Source organism: Massilia sp. (assembly GCF_046293535.1).
Lineage (GTDB): Bacteria > Pseudomonadota > Gammaproteobacteria > Burkholderiales > Burkholderiaceae_D > Telluria.
In genome coordinates, this window is record NZ_JBKBOV010000009.1 from 83738 (window position 1) to 98582 (window position 14845).

General features: G+C 69.0%; 10 protein-coding genes. 9 read left to right on the plus strand and 1 reads right to left on the minus strand.

Translation table 11 applies throughout. The features are described from left to right. Both kdsB and adk read left to right on the plus strand, forming a co-directional pair. Nucleotides 1-753 (plus strand): 3-deoxy-manno-octulosonate cytidylyltransferase, encoded by a 753-nt coding sequence (gene kdsB, locus ACK4S9_RS07485; protein WP_409723617.1) that lies wholly within the window; start codon nucleotides 1-3, stop codon nucleotides 751-753. Between the two features lie 181 nt (nucleotides 754-934). Further along, complete coding sequence (gene adk / locus ACK4S9_RS07490) at nucleotides 935-1591, plus strand: adenylate kinase (RefSeq protein WP_409723620.1); 657 nt, start codon at nucleotides 935-937, stop codon at nucleotides 1589-1591. Nucleotides 1592-1811: 220 nt separating this feature from the next. On the opposite strand, the gene ACK4S9_RS07495 is transcribed toward adk, so the two are convergent. Next, entirely contained in the window at nucleotides 1812-2324 is a 513-nt protein-coding gene (locus tag ACK4S9_RS07495) for a DsbA family protein (protein ID WP_409723624.1), read from the minus strand. Nucleotides 2325-2488: 164 nt separating this feature from the next. Here ACK4S9_RS07495 and ACK4S9_RS07500 point away from each other — a divergent pair, with 164 nt between their 5' ends. The 7 genes from ACK4S9_RS07500 to ACK4S9_RS07530 all read left to right on the plus strand — a co-directional run bounded on the left by ACK4S9_RS07500 (nucleotide 2489) and on the right by ACK4S9_RS07530 (nucleotide 14801). Beyond that, nucleotides 2489-3175, plus strand: a complete 687-nt coding sequence (locus ACK4S9_RS07500; RefSeq protein WP_409723626.1) for a hypothetical protein — start codon at nucleotides 2489-2491, stop codon at nucleotides 3173-3175. 152 nt (nucleotides 3176-3327) lie between these two features. Further along, the gene (locus ACK4S9_RS07505) at nucleotides 3328-4086 is read left to right on the plus strand and encodes a 3-hydroxyacyl-CoA dehydrogenase (RefSeq protein ID WP_409723627.1); all 759 of its coding nucleotides are present in this window, start codon (nucleotides 3328-3330) and stop codon (nucleotides 4084-4086) included. Between the two features lie 106 nt (nucleotides 4087-4192). Further along, nucleotides 4193-5977, plus strand: a complete 1785-nt coding sequence (gene ggt / locus ACK4S9_RS07510) for a gamma-glutamyltransferase (protein WP_409723630.1) — start codon at nucleotides 4193-4195, stop codon at nucleotides 5975-5977. 149 nt (nucleotides 5978-6126) lie between these two features. Beyond that, on the plus strand, nucleotides 6127-8586 hold the full coding sequence (locus ACK4S9_RS07515) for a DUF4214 domain-containing protein (RefSeq protein ID WP_409723633.1): 2460 nt from the start codon (nucleotides 6127-6129) through the stop codon (nucleotides 8584-8586). Between the two features lie 49 nt (nucleotides 8587-8635). Further along, nucleotides 8636-9805 (plus strand): patatin-like phospholipase family protein, encoded by a 1170-nt coding sequence (locus ACK4S9_RS07520; protein WP_409723636.1) that lies wholly within the window; start codon nucleotides 8636-8638, stop codon nucleotides 9803-9805. After that, a complete protein-coding gene (locus ACK4S9_RS07525) occupies nucleotides 9802-14076 on the plus strand; it encodes a two-component regulator propeller domain-containing protein (RefSeq protein ID WP_409723638.1) in 4275 nt (1424 codons plus the stop codon). Before ACK4S9_RS07520 ends, ACK4S9_RS07525 begins: the two co-directional genes overlap by 4 nt. A 47-nt stretch (nucleotides 14077-14123) precedes the next feature. Next, nucleotides 14124-14801 carry a response regulator gene (locus ACK4S9_RS07530; RefSeq protein WP_409723641.1) on the plus strand — a complete coding sequence of 226 codons (678 nt, stop codon included), beginning with the start codon at nucleotides 14124-14126 and terminating at the stop codon, nucleotides 14799-14801. Nucleotides 14802-14845 lie beyond the last annotated feature (44 nt).

Here is a 14845-nt window from a genome sequence, read left to right on the forward strand (position 1 = left end):
GTGGGTTTTACCGTCATCATCCCGGCCCGCCTGGCTTCGACCCGGCTGCCGAACAAGCCGCTGGCCGACCTCGGCGGCAAGCCGATGGTGGTGCGCGTGGCCGAACGCGCGCGCGAATCGGGCGCCGCCCGCATCATCGTCGCCACCGATCACCCGGACATCCTGGCGGCCTGCGCGGCGCACGGCGTCGAGGCCTGCATGACGCGCTCCGACCATCCTTCGGGCACCGACCGCATCGCCGAAGTCGCGCACCAGCTGGGCCTGGGGCCGGATGAGGTGGTGGTCAACCTGCAGGGCGACGAGCCGCTGATCGACCCGGCCCTGCTGGCCGCCTGCGCCGCGCGCATCGTCGACGGCGTGCCGATGGCCACCGTGGCCCATCCGATCGTTGAGGTGGCCGAGGTGTTCAACCCGAACGTGGTCAAGGTCGTGCTCGACAAGGCGGGCAGGGCGCTGTACTTCTCGCGCGCCACCATTCCCTGGCACCGCGACGCCTTCGCCGCCAGCAAGGATGCGCTGCCGGCCGGCTACGCGCCGCTGCGCCACGTCGGCCTGTACGCCTACAGCAACGCCTTCCTCCAGGCCTATCCGGCGCTGGAAAGTTCGCCGCTCGAAACCATCGAGGCGCTGGAACAACTGCGCGTTCTGTGGCATGGCTACCCGATCGCCGTGCATATCACCGACAGTGCGCCGCCGGCCGGCGTCGACACCCCGGACGACCTGGAGCGCGTGCGCCGCCACTACGCTGCCTGAACTTCCTTACGCCAGTTTTACGTTGTCTGCGCTATGTCAAAACAGGCTCGCGGAGGCCCCGGGGGTTGGCGTTAAAGCTGACTTTTGTGGTAACTTTCGTGTCAAGTAGCCAGATATGCATCAAACGCAATCGTTAGCGCACATAAAAATTATCAACATCCTCTAAGAATCTAGGAAACTCATGCGTCTCATTCTGTTAGGAGCACCCGGCGCCGGCAAAGGCACCCAGGCTAACTTCATCAAGGAAAAGTTCAACATTCCGCAGATTTCCACCGGCGACATGCTGCGTGCGGCGATCAAGGCTGGAACCGAACTGGGCCTGGCTGCCAAGAAGGTCATGGATGCGGGCCAACTGGTGTCGGACGACATCATCATCGGTCTGGTGAAAGAGCGCCTGAAGGAGACCGATTGCGCAAACGGCTACCTGTTCGACGGCTTCCCGCGCACCATCGCGCAGGCCGACGCCATGAAGGACAGCGGCGTGCAGATCGACTACGTGCTGGAAATCGACGTGCCCGATGAACTGATCGTCGAGCGCATGTCGGGCCGCCGCACCCACCAGGCATCGGGCCGCGTGTACCACACCAAGTTCAACCCGCCCAAGGTCGAAGGCGTCGACGACGTCACCGGCGAGCCGCTGGTGCAGCGCGACGACGACAAGGAAGAAACCGTCCAGAAGCGCCTGGCCGTCTACCACAACCAGACCGAAGTGCTGCTCGGCTACTACAACAAGTGGGCCCAGTCGGGCCTGCCGGGCGCGCCGAAGTACCGCAAGATCTCGGGCGTCGGCCCGGTCGAGCAGGTGCGCGACGCCGCCTTCGCGGCGCTGTCGGAATAAATACGCAAGAAGTCGCTCAACGGCCCCAAGGGGCCGTTTTTCATTTGAGTAAGCGGCCGAACGGCTTTTCGTAGCGTGGGCGGCTATGCCGCCCACGCGGTCGTTGTTGCCTTCAATTCTGCCGTGACAGTGCTGACGATAGTTGACCGCGTGGGCGGGAAAACAGTCCACTGGACTGTTTTCCCCCGCCCACCCTACAAATGCGATCAGCATGGAGGCGTTACAAATACCGTTCGACGGCCGCCGTCAACGAGTCGCGGTCCGAATCCCCCTGGTAGCGTTCGCCGTTGATGAAGAAGCTCGGCGTTCCGCTCGCTCCCAGCGATTGCGCCTCTTGCGCCTGCGCCCGGATCCGCTCGCGGTGCCTGCGCTCGGCCATGTCGGCCTCGAAGCGCGCTCCATCCAGCCCCAGGCCCTGGGCCAGCAGCGGCAGCTGGGCCGGGGCCATCTGCGTCTGGTGCTCGAACAGGCTGTCGTGCATCTCCCAGAACTTGCCCTGGGCGCCGGCCGCTTCCGCGGCCTCGGCCGCGCTTTCCGCATACGGGTGCATGCCCAGCGGCAGGTGGCGGTAGACCAGCGCGATGCGCTCGCCGTACTGCTGCCGCAGGCCGCTCAGCGTCGGATGGGCCCGCGCGCAATAGGGACACTGGAAATCCCCGTACTCGATGATGACGATGTCGGCGTCCGGACTGCCCCGTACGTGGTCGCCCTCCACGATCTCTACCCGTCCCATGCTCGCTCCTGTGAATGAGGTCGGCCCGATCTTCGCACGCCGGCGGGGGAGTGCGCCGCCCGTTACCGTTTGACAATCATGTGAGGAAGTGTTTCGCGTGCGCCGATCACGCCGGCGCAGGCAGATAATGGCCTGTCCAATATCCGAATCGCATGAGGTGCACCATGAGTCCCATCCAGTCCATGATTGCCCTGCTGTTCGCCCTGGGCTCCGCGGGCGCGCTGGCACAGAACGTGGCGGCGCAGCAGCCCCCGACGGGCAAGCCGGTCGACGACAGCGCCAGCTACGGCCCGGTACTGAACCCGCAGCAGCCGACCCCGGCTACCACCCAGCAGCCGACTCCGGCCAGCACGCAGGCGGCAGGCGAGGCCCGGCCGCAGGCGCAGGAAGAGCGCGCCGGACAGCCGCCGGTCACCGGCAAGCAGAACGAAGTCGACCCATCGGCCCGTCCTGCTCCAGGAACCGGGCAGCCGGCCCCGGCCCAGACGCAGCCCCGCGCCCCGGCCCAGCCGCAAACCCCGCTGCAGCCCAGGACCCAGCAGGAGCTGCAGGGCAAGCCCGAGCCCCGGCAGCAGGACAAGAAGCAGGCCCAGCGCCGGCCGGGCGCAGTCCAGCGCATCGAGGCCACGCCGCGCATCGCCGCACCGGCGCCGGCGCCGGCCGCGCGCACCGGCGTCGCGGCGGCGCCCGCTCCGCCCGGTCCGCAGTCGAGCCAGGTGGTGAGTTGCGTGGGCGGCACCTGCACCGACGTCAACGGCACCACCTACAACGCCGGCGGCCCGGGCAATGTGGCGATCAGCAGCAGCGGGCGTGCCTGCACCACCAACGGCACCACGGTCCAGTGCCTTTGATCGGACAGGAACATTGCGCTTGGTGAGTGGTTTTTCCTGGCAAAAGTTCGCTACAATGCCGGCTGTTTGACGTTTACGTTAACGTAAGCTTTGCGTGAACCGTCAGCACCGCGCCGAAGACAGCGGCACTAGAACTTTTAAAAGGGAAAACCATGCAGATTCAGAACAATGTGTTCATCGTGACCGGTGGCGCGTCGGGCCTTGGAGCCGCCACGGCGCGCATGATCACGGAAGCGGGCGGCAAAGTCGTCATCGCCGACGTGCAGCTTGACGCAGGCGCCGCGCTGGCGGCCGAGTTGGGCGGCCAGTTCGTCAAGTGCGACGTCACTTCGGAAAGCGACGGCCTGGCGGTCGTGGAAGCGGCCACCAAGCTGGGTACGCTCCGCGGCCTGGTCAACTGCGCCGGCGTGGCGCCGGCAGTCAAGACCGTCGGCAAGGACGGCCCGCATCCGCTGGACGCCTTCCAGCGCGCGGTGAACATCAACCTGGTCGGTACCTTCAACATGTGCCGCCTGGCCGCCGACGCCATGGGCAAGCTCGAGGCATCGGAATACGGCGAGCGCGGCATCATCATCAACACCGCCTCGGTCGCGGCCTTCGACGGCCAGATCGGCCAGGCGGCCTACGGCTCCTCGAAGGCGGCCGTTGCCGGCATGACCCTGCCGATGGCGCGCGACCTGGCGCGCAGCGGCATCCGCGTGATGACCATTGCTCCGGGCATCTTCGAAACCCCGATGCTGATGGGCATGCCCCAGGAAGTGCGCGATTCGCTGGGCAAGATGGTCCCGTTCCCGCCGCGCCTCGGCATGCCGAAGGAGTATGCGCACCTGGCCAAGGCCATCATCGAAAACGTGATGCTCAACGGCGAAACCATCCGCCTCGACGGCGCGATCCGCATGCAGCCGAAGTGATCGGATGCATATCGCTTCCTGAAGCCTTCTGCCAATTGTTGTAGGATGGGCAGATGTCGGGCGCGTGGCGCAAGCCGCGCGCCCGTTTTGCTTCTGGAGGAACGATTTGAACGACACGAAGTTGCGCAGCGCCGTCCTGGCCGTGGCCTTGGCCTTCACGGTCCAACCGCTGCTGGCGCAGGACAGCCGCCAGGCTGCCCCCGAAGCCGCCACCGGCTACACCGCCAAACCCGGCTGGCCGGCGAAAAACTACATGGTGGCCGCGGCCAATCCGCTGGCGGTGCAGGCCGGCTACCAGATCCTGCAACAAGGCGGCAGCGCGATCGACGCCGCGATCGCCACCCAGATGGTGCTGACGCTGGTCGAGCCGCAGTCTTCCGGCATCGGCGGCGGCGCCTTCCTGGTCCATTACGACGGCCGCAAGACCCAGGCTTTCGATGGCCGGGAGACCGCGCCTTCGCAAGCCGACGAGCGCCTGTTCCAGCGTCCTGACGGCACGCCGCTGTCGCGTGCCGAGGGCATCGTCGGCGGCCGCTCGGTCGGCGCGCCGGGCGTGCTGCGCATGCTGGAACTGGCGCACAAGGAGCATGGCAAGCTGCCCTGGAAGGCGCTGTTCGCGCCCGCCATCCGCATGTCGGAAGAGGGCTTCGCGGTCAGCCCGCGCCTGCACGCGCTGTTGTCCGGCGACCGCTACCTGCGCAAGGACCCGGAAGCCGCGCGCTACTTCTACGGCAATGGCGGCCAGCCCTGGCCGGTCGGCCATGTCCTGAAGAACCCGGCATTGGCAAAGACGCTGCGCGAGATCGCCGAGGGTGGCGCCGACGCTTTCTACCGAGGCCGCATCGCGCGCGACATCGCCGCCAAGGTGCAGGGCCACCCGAGCAACCCGGGCCTGCTCAGCGCCGCCGACATCGCCGCCTACCAGCCGAAGGTCCGCACCCCGGTCTGCAGCGACTATCGTGCCTACACGGTATGCGGCATGCCGCCGCCGTCTTCCGGCGGCATCGCGGTCGCCCAGATGCTGGGCATGTTCGAGACCTTCGACATGAAGGCGCTCGCCCCGAACAACGGCGTGCCGGGGCCGGATGCGCTGCACGTGTTCAGCGAAGTCGGGCGCCTGGCCTACGCCGACCGCAACCGCTACGCCGCCGACACCGACTTCGTGCCGCTGCCGGGCCGCGGCGTGCCCAGCCTGATCGACAAGACTTACCTGGCCACGCGCGCCAGGCTGGTGGGACAGCGTTCGATGGGTGAGGCGCCGGCCGGCAAGCCGCCCGGCATGGAGATGGCCTGGCACTGGGGCAAGGACAACGCGATCGAGACGCCGTCGACCTCGCACGTCTCGGTGGTCGACGGTTTCGGCGCCGGCCTGGCCATGACCACCACCATCGAGGACGCCTTCGGTTCGCGCCAGATGGTGAACGGCTTCATCCTCAACAACCAGTTGACCGATTTCTCCTTCGCCTCGCGTGATGCCGACGGACCGGTCGCCAACCGCGTGGAAGCCGGCAAGCGCCCGCGCAGCGCGATGTCGCCGACCGTGGTGTTCGACCGCAAGACCGGCAAGCTGGTGCTGACGGTGGGCTCGCCCGGCGGCCCGGCCATCATCAACTACGTCGCCAAGGTGCTGGTCGGCACGCTGGATTGGGGTCTCAACGTGCAGCAGGCGATCTCCCTGCCGAACTTCGGCAGCCGCAACGGCCCGACCGAACTCGAAGTGGGTCGCTTCCCGTCGACCACCATCGAGGCGCTGAACGCGCGCGGCCACAAGGTACGCCTGGGCGAGCAGACCTCGGGCCTGCACGGCATCCAGCGCATCGAGGTGCATGGGGTGCCGCTGTGGTATGGCGGGGCCGATCCGCGCCGCGAGGGCGTGGCGAAAGGGGATTGACAAAAGAAAGGACAAGGATGGGCGCATCCGGGACCGCCCTTGATCATTGTCGGACTTGCATGCACGTTGGGTAAAATGTAGTTTCCGCTAGGAAAAAGTTTGTCGCGCAGCCATAATGCCGGGTATCTATTTATATAGCCGGAGAGTTGGTGCCAGCACGCCGCCTGCGGCGCAAGCGCGAGGCATCCTTGATTCAACGACGACTCCTGATCGGCACGGCCATCCTGCCGGCCATCCTGCTCGGCTGCGGGGGCGATACGCCGGAACCGCCGCCGACCACCCAAACGCTGCGGATGGCGCATTCATCTGCACACCAGTCCCAGGTTCAGCTCGGTCCGGCGCCGACCAACGATGGGCTGGCCAAGGCCGTCCCGGGCCAGGGCAGCATGCACGGGAAGTCGGCGCAACAGCTGGCAGGCGAGCAGGCCGCGCTCGAGATCGACACGAACGACCGCGAAGCGGTCCGGCTCTTCTTCAACAGGGTTTACCAGCAGGAAGATGTGCCGATGGCGTGGACCGGGAATTACGCGGCTGGCGACGCCGGCACGGTCGACTCCCGGCATCATGCCGCCACCATGCAACGCATCAACTGGTACCGGGCGATGGCCGGCTTGCGTGCCGCCAGCGTGTTTTCGCCCGAAAACAGTGTCGGCGCACAGCAGGCAGCGTTCATGATGAGCGTGAACGACCAGCTGTCGCATTATCCGCCTGCGACCTGGAAGTTCTACACCGCTGCGGGCGCCCGGGCGGCCGGCCAGTCGAACCTGGCGCTCGCCGCCACCGGCCCGCGCGCCATCGATGCCTACATCAACGATTACGGCGAGAATAATAGTTCGGTAGGCCACCGCCGCTGGATCTTTCACCCACAAAACCGTTCCTTCGGCATTGGGGACGTGCCGCCGAGCACGCTCGAAGGCGCCAGCCTACGGGGCGCAAACGCGCTCCACGTCTTCGACCTGGCGCCGGGACTGCCGCGCGTGGCCCGCGACGGTTTCGTGGCCTGGCCGGCGCGCGGCTACATGCCTTACCAGGCGGTGTATGGCCGCTGGTCTCTTTCTCATACCACGGCCGATTTCTCCCGCGCCGACGTGGCCGTCTCGCGCAATGGCATGGCGCTGGGAGTCAAGCTGGAACCTGTCAAGAACGGGGTTGGCGAAAACACCGTGGTCTGGACGCTGCCCGACATGCCGATGACCCAGGCATGGGGAAACCATGTGGCGCCCGCGCAGGACATCCGCTACCGCGTGTCGGTGTCGAACGTCTTCATCGGTGGCCAGCCCCGCCGCTTCGACTATGAGGTCATCGTTTTCGACCCGGCCCGGCCGGCGGCCGGCGCGCCCATGGCGCGCCTGACGCTGCCGTCCCCGGTCGCCAGGGGCAGCGACTATACCGCCCAGGTCGCGCCCATGCCGGGGGCGACCGGCTACGGCATCCTGGCCTACCGGGCCTGGCCGCTCCGGGGTATCGCCGCTGCCGAATTCACGTCCGCCATGTGGACCGCGGGAAGCGGCATTTCGGCCAATGCGATCGGCAATGGCGAACTGCGCCTGTATCATGACGCGAGCGGCATCGGAAGCGTCCAGAGCTGGACGCTGAACAGGAAGCTGTTGGTGAACCCGGGTGCGGCTTCACTGTCGTTTGTGCGCGCCGCCGGCTCCGCCATGGATACCCAGGCCCTGCGGGTGCAAGTCTCGACGGACGATGGCGCCAGCTGGACCGATGTCTACCGCGAGCAAGGCAGGGGCACGACGCGCATGCCGGCCGCACTGCTTTCCGTGCCGCTGGAAAACTATGCCGGACGTCTTGTCCGCCTGCGTTTCCTCAGCGACTACCAGTCGAGCCGCTACATTGGCGCCGATACCGGCTGGACCGTCAGGGAGATCGCCTTCCGCGACGTCGACGAACTGGTCGACGAGCATGACCTGCGCTCGCCCAGCGGCATCTTTCAGTTCCATGCGGCACAGGCTGGCGACATGGTGTTCCTGCCGCGGGTGCAATATCAGGGCCGTTATTTTTCCGATCCCGGGCCGGCGGTCCGCTTGCGGATCGAGGGCCTGACAATGAACGGCCCGCTGGCGGCCTACACCCTCGCTCTGGACAATGGCATCCTCAGCATCGCCGACCGTCTAGGTAGCGACGGCGTGCAGCTGGTGCGCCAGCCCCACCGCCTCGATTTCAGTGACCTGAGCCTGGCTTTCGACGTGGACGGCAAGGCCGGCCAGGCCTATCGCCTGTATCGCGCCGCCCTCGACCGCAAGCCCGACAACGTCGGCCTCGGCTTCTGGATCGCGGCGCTCGATGGCGGCCAGTCGCTGGAAAGCATGGCGGCGAGCTTCGTGACATCCGCCGAGTTCGCTAGCCTGTACGGCGTCGCGCCCAGCCAGGCCCAGATCCTCACCGCGCTTTACCGGAACGTGTTGCATCGAACGCCCGACCAGGCTGGCTTCGACTACTGGATCGGGCAGATGAACAGCGGCCTGAGTACCGGGCAGTTGCTGATCCAGTTCAGCGAAAGCGCCGAGAACAGGCGCCAGGTCGCTGCCGAGGTGGCGCTGGGCATCGCGTACGCGCGCTGGGCGGCGGGAAAAACGTCGGCGAAAACCAACTAGCAGACATTTATTTCCCAAGAGATACCCGACTTTTGCTAAGCTTCGCTGGGTGGACAGTGGAGCAAAAACAGGCCTGGTCCTCACAGGCGGTGGAGCACGCGCCGCCTACCAGGCCGGCGTGATGCATGCGATCGCCCGCATCCTCGCCGACGCGGGCCGGCCGGCCCTGCGCTCTCCCTTCGACATCATCTGCGGCACCTCGGCCGGGGCGCTCAATGCCACCGCGCTGGCCTGCCGCGCCGACGACTTCGGCAGCGCCGTGCGCGGCCTGCTGAACGTGTGGGAAGGCGTTGCCGCGCACCAGGTCTACCGCGCCGATTCGCTGGCCGTGCTGCGTTCGGGCGCGCGCTGGCTGTCGCTGCTCTCGTTCGGCTGGCTGCTGCGCAAGTGGCACGCGTCGCCGCCCCAGTCCCTGCTCGACAACACCCCGCTGGCCGGCCTGCTGCACCGCGCCCTCGACCTGCCGCGCCTCGACGCCGCGCTCGCCGACGGCGTGCTGCATGCGCTGGCGATCACGGCTTCGTCCTACAGCAGCGGGCACCACATCACCTTCTACCAGGCCGCGCGCGAGATCGCGCCCTGGCTGCGCCACCAGCGCCTGGCCCTGTCGACCCAGATCAGCGTCGAGCACCTGCTGGCATCGAGCGCCATTCCCTTCATCTTCCCGGCGGTGCCCTTGTACCTGGGAGGGCGGCGCGAATACTGCGGCGACGGCTCGATGCGCCAGCTGGCGCCGATCGCGCCGGCCATCCACCTGGGGGCCGCGCGGGTGCTGGTGGTCGGGGCGGGGCGCATGTCGGAGCCGGCCGTCGACCCGGCCCCGAATACCGGCTATCCGAGCCTGGCGCAAGTCGCCGGCCATGCGCTGTCCTCGATCTTCCTGGACAGCCTGGCGGCCGACATCGAGCGCCTGCAACGGGTCAACCAGACGCTCGCGCGCGTGCCGCCGCTTGCCCGCGCGGCGCTGCCGCTGCGCCAGGTCGACCTCTTGGTAATCGCGCCCTCGGAACGGCTCGACGACATCGCCCTGCGCCACGTCCAGAGCCTGCCGGCGCCGGTGCGCACGCTGCTGGGCGGGATCGGCGCCCTCGAAACCCGCGGCGCCGCGCTGGCCTCCTACCTGCTGTTCGAGGGCGCCTACACGCGCGAGCTGATCCGCCTCGGCGAACACGACACGCTGGCCCGGCGCGCCGACGTGCTGGCCTTCTTCCCCGAATGAGCGCGCTGATCCGACTGTTCACGGCGGCATGGCTGCTGCTGCTGGGCGCGGGCGCGCTGGCCGGCCCGCCCAGTCCCACCCTGCGCTTCGAGCACCTGTCGGTGGCCGAAGGCCTGGCGCAGGAGACCGTGCTGGCGGTGGTGCAGGACCGCGACGGCTTCATGTGGTTCGGCACCCAGAACGGCCTGTCGCGCTTCGACGGCTACCGCGTGATCAACTACCGCACCGTGCCCGGCAAGCCGCGCTCCCTGTCCAACAGCTGGGTGCGGGTATTGCACCTGGACCGTCACGGCCGCCTGTGGCTGGGCACCGACGGGGGGCTCAACCTGTACGACCCCGTCACCCAGTCCTTCACCCTGTTCGTGCCGGAGGAAACCGCGCGGCGCGGCAACGGCAACCGCCACATCAATGCCATCATCGGCGACGGCCGCGACGGCCTGTGGATCGGCACCAACGACGGGCTGCAGCACTTCGACACCACACTGCGCCGGTTCACCACCTGGCACCACGAGCGCGGCAACGAAGCGAGCCTGAGCGACGACAACGTCAATGCGCTGGCGCTGGACGCCGGCGGGCGGCTATGGATCGGCACCGGCGGCGGGCTCGACAGCCTGGTCACGGGCAAGGGCGTCGAGCGCGCCCGCATCGAGCACCACCCCGCCGGCCTGGGGCCGCGCGGCAACCCGGTGCACGCGCTGCTGGTGGACGGGCAGGAGCGCCTGTGGGTCGGGCGCATGGGCGGCCTGGAACGGCACGAGACCGCCGGGCCGAACGCGGGCAAGGTGCGCCGCTTCGGGCCCGAGGACGGCGTCGGGCCGTGGTGGATCACGGCCCTGTACCGCGACGCCGGCAACGAGATCTGGGTCGGGACCCACGACGACGGCCTGCTGCGCTGGCGCGGGACCGAGGACAGGTTCGAGAACCACCGCCACGTGGTCAGCGACCGCCACAGCCTGGGCGACAACCAGGTGTCCTCGCTGTACCGCGACCGCCTCGGCACGTTCTGGGTCGGCACCTGGTACGCCGGCGTGTCGCGGGTGGACCTGGGCAGCGGCGGCTTCGCCCGCATCGTGCGGCGCCAGACGGGCCCCGGCCTGCCCGACACCCTGGCCGACAACAAGGCGCGCGCGCTGCTCGGCGACGGCGACAAGCTCTGGGTCGGCACCGCCACCGCGCTCAACCACGTCGACCCGGCCACCGGCGCGACCACCGTCTACCGCCCCGACCCGCGCAACCCGAACAGCCTGGGCGACGTGCCGGCCAGCGCGCTGGCGCGCGAGCGCAGCGGCCGCCTGTGGATCGGCAGCCGCACCGGGCTCACTTCGTTCGACCCGGCTACCCGCCGTTTCGAGCGACTGGCACTGCCCGGCGACGCCGACGCCAACCACGTGCGCGCCCTGTATGCCGGGCCGGACGAGGGCATCTGGATCGCGACGCGCGGCGGCCTGCACCGGCTCGACCCGGCCAGCCGGCGAATCGAGCACTGGCGTCACGATCCGGCCAGGTCCACCAGCCTGGCCGACGACATCGTGCGTCCGATGCTGCTGGACCGGCGCGGCCGCATGTGGATCGGCACCTTCGACGGCCTCGACCTGATGGACCGCGCAAGCGGCCGTTTCCGCCACTTCCGCCACGATCCCTACGACGCGGCAAGCCTGAGCCACGACGAGGTGCACGCGCTGTTCGAGGACAGCCGCGGCGACGTCTGGGTCGGCACCGCGGTCGGCCTGAACCGCATGGTAACGGCCGCCGACGGCTCGGTCAGCTTCGTGCGCTACACCACGCGCGAGGGCCTGCTGGACGACGCGGTCGCGGCGATCCTGGAGGACGACGACGGCCGCCTGTGGGTCAGCACCACCAGCGGCCTGTCCTGCTTCGATCCGGCCGCCAAGCGCTGGCGCAACTATACGGCCGCCGACGGCCTCACCGAGGGCGCCTTCTTCGACTCGTCGGCGGCGCGCGGCCCCGGCGGCATCCTGTACTTCGGCGGCTTCAACGGCATCACGGCCTTCGACCCGCGCGCGATCCGCGACAACCGGGTAGCGCCGCGCCCCGTCATCACCGGCCTGACGATCTTCAACCGGGCGATCGAGGAGGTGCTGCCCGGCGCGCTCAAGGGCCCGGTCGAGCATGCCGAGGCGGTGACCCTGCCGGCCGGGGCCTCGGTGTTCTCGCTGGAGTTCTCGGCCCTGCACTTCGCCGCGCCCGCGCGCAACCGCTTCGCCTACCGCCTCGACGGCTTCGACCAGGACTGGGTCTACGAGGACGCCGCCAGGCGCTTCGCCACCTACACCAACCTGGATCCCGGCACCTACGTGTTCCGGCTGCGCGCGGCCAACAAGGACGGGGTCTGGAGCGAGCAGGTGGCCGCGCTGGCGATCACGATCGAGCCGCCGCCATGGGGCACGCCATGGTTCCGCGCCGTCGCCGTGCTGCTGCTGGCGGCCCTCGGCTACATGGCGGTGCGGATGCGCATGTCGGGCCTGCAGCGCCAGAAGGAGCAACTGGCGCGCCAGGTGGGCGCGCGCACCGAGCAGGTCGAGCAGCAGAACCGCATCCTCGAGCGCCAGACCGAGGAACTGCGCGACCAGGAACAGCGCGTGCGCCAGCAGTCCAACGAGCTGGCGCGCGCCTACCGTGCGCTGCAGGAGAACGAGGAATTCCTGCGCCAGGCCAAGCAGCGCGCCGAGGATGCGACGCGCCAGAAGTCCGAGTTCCTGGCCAACATGAGCCACGAGATGCGCACGCCGCTGGCCGGCGTGATCGGCATGCTCGGCTTCGCGCTGCGCGACGCCTCCCTGCGCGAGACCACGCGCGAGCAGATCCAGCGCGGCCAGGGCAATGCCGAGGCCCTGCTGGCGATCATCAACGACCTGCTCGACTTCTCCAAGATCGAGGCGGGCAAGCTGAGCATCGAGAACATCGACTTCGACCTGCACGCCAAGATCCGCAACGTGGCCAGCCTGTTCGAGGAGCAGGCCGCGGGAAAAAGCGTGGGCTTCGACGTGAGCATCGACCCCGGGTTGCCGCGCTTCGTGGTGGGCGACCCGACCCGGGTGCGCCAGGTGCTGGTCAACCTGGTCGGGAACGCCTTCAAGTTCACGCGCTCGGGTTCAATCGACCTGCGGGTCGAGCTGCGCGCGGACGACCAGGTGCGCGGCGAGGGCTGGAGCATGGTGCGCTTCACGGTGCGCGACACCGGCATCGGGATCCCGGCCGACGCGCTGCCGCGCCTGTTCCAGAAATTCGAACAGGCCGACACCACCACCACGCGCCGCTACGGCGGCACCGGCCTTGGGCTGGCGATCTGCCGCCAACTGGTGGCCCTGATGGGCGGCACGATCGCCGTCAACAGCATCGAAGGCAAGGGCAGCACCTTCAGCGTGCTGCTGCCGCTGGCCGACGGCGTCGAGCCGCCGCACGCGGAACAGGCGCCGCGCGCGCCGCACACCCACCGGCTGCGCATCCTGTGCGCCGAGGATTTCCCGACCAACCAGATCATCGCCCGCACCATGGTCGAGGACATGGGCCACCAGATCGACATCGTGGACAATGGCCTGCATGCGGTGGCGGCCTGCGCCCGCAGCCGCTACGACCTGGTGCTGATGGACGGGCGCATGCCCGAGATGGACGGCGCCACCGCGACCCGGATCATCCGCTCCGGCGGCACCCCGGAATCCCGCGTGCTGGACCCGCACCTGATGATCGTGGCCCTGACCGCCAACGCCAGCGGCGAAGACCGGGCGCGCTACCTGGCCTGCGGCATGGATGCGTTCCTGACCAAGCCGATCGACGAGGATGCGCTGCACCATCAGGTCTCGCGCGCCATCGAGCGCCAGCTGGCTCGCGGCGTCGCGCTGCCGCCGATGCCTGCTTCTGCCGCGGACGATGCGCCGCCGCAGGAGTCGCCGCTGGCCGCGCTGGACGCCATGTTCGGGGTCGCCCCGGCGCCTCAGGCCGCGTCTCTGCAGGCGCCGCCGGCCAACCCGGGCCGCCGCGCCGACGACCTGGCAGCGCGCCTGCGCACCGCCTTCGCCGCCGACCTGCCGCGCCGCCGCGCCGAGCTCGAACAGGCGCTCGACGCCGACGACATGGAGGCGGCCGGCAGGGTGCTGCATGGCCTGCGCGGCAGCGCCGCCTACCTCGGCGACGCCGCGCTCGCCCAGTTGTGCGCCGAGCTGGAAGCGGCCGCCGACGCGGGCGAGCGCACGCGCCTGCTGGCCGGGATGGCGCGCCTGGGCGTGCAACTGGCCGTGTTCCAGCCCACCTGAACGGCCTTTCACTATAATGAGGCTCGACAGGAGGAGGGCGGCGGGACATGAAAGTGCTGGCGGTGGATGACGACGTGGTGTCGCGCATGATGCTGATGCATCTGGTCGACAGCTGCGGACGATACGAGATCGTGGAGGCCGAGGACGGCGAGGACGCCTGGCGCCTGCTGGAGGGCGGCCTGCGTCCCGGCATCGTGTTCTGCGACCTGCGCATGGCGAAGCTGGACGGCATGGAGCTGCTGGCGCGGGTGCGCGCCGCACGCCACGAGCCGGCCCTGCAGGCGCTGCCCTTCGTGCTGGTCTCGGCGGCGTCGGACGCCGATACCCTGGCCGAGGCCGGGCGCCGCGGGGCCGACGGCTACATCGTCAAGCCCTTCGCCGCCGGGCAGGTGCGGGCCCAGCTGGCACGCCTGGCGCCGCAGGACGAAGACCCGGCGGCCGTGCTGCGGCGCCTCGGCATCACGCCCGAGCGCCTGCTGGCCTATCTGGGCGGCCTGCGGCGCCAGCTCGAGGAGGCCGGAGCGGCGCCGGCGGCGCTGCCCCTGGACGGGGGCGCACGCCTGCAGCGCCTGGCCGAAGGCTGCGCCACGCTCGGGCTGGTCGATGGCGCGGCGCGGCTGCGCGCCGCGGCGGCAAGCGGCGACGGCGAGGCCATCGAAGCGGCGCTCGCGCATGCGTGCGCAGCGGTCGGGCGCCTGCGCGAGCGCGCGCAAGCGGACGCATAAATACGCTTGCTGGCACATTACTTTAGATTTAAAGTAATGCTGGA

Bases quoted from the DNA above. Each gene is read 5' to 3' on its own strand.
- adk (WP_409723620.1), top strand. From the start codon at position 935: ATGCGTCTCATTCTGTTAGGAGCACCCGGCGCCGGCAAAGGCACCCAG.
- ACK4S9_RS07495 (WP_409723624.1), bottom strand. From the start codon at position 2,324: ATGGGACGGGTAGAGATCGTGGAGGGCGACCACGTACGGGGCAGTCCG.
- ACK4S9_RS07500 (WP_409723626.1), top strand. From the start codon at position 2,489: ATGAGTCCCATCCAGTCCATGATTGCCCTGCTGTTCGCCCTGGGCTCC.
- ACK4S9_RS07505 (WP_409723627.1), top strand. From the start codon at position 3,328: ATGCAGATTCAGAACAATGTGTTCATCGTGACCGGTGGCGCGTCGGGC.
- ACK4S9_RS07525 (WP_409723638.1), top strand. From the start codon at position 9,802: ATGAGCGCGCTGATCCGACTGTTCACGGCGGCATGGCTGCTGCTGCTG.
- ACK4S9_RS07530 (WP_409723641.1), top strand. From the start codon at position 14,124: ATGAAAGTGCTGGCGGTGGATGACGACGTGGTGTCGCGCATGATGCTG.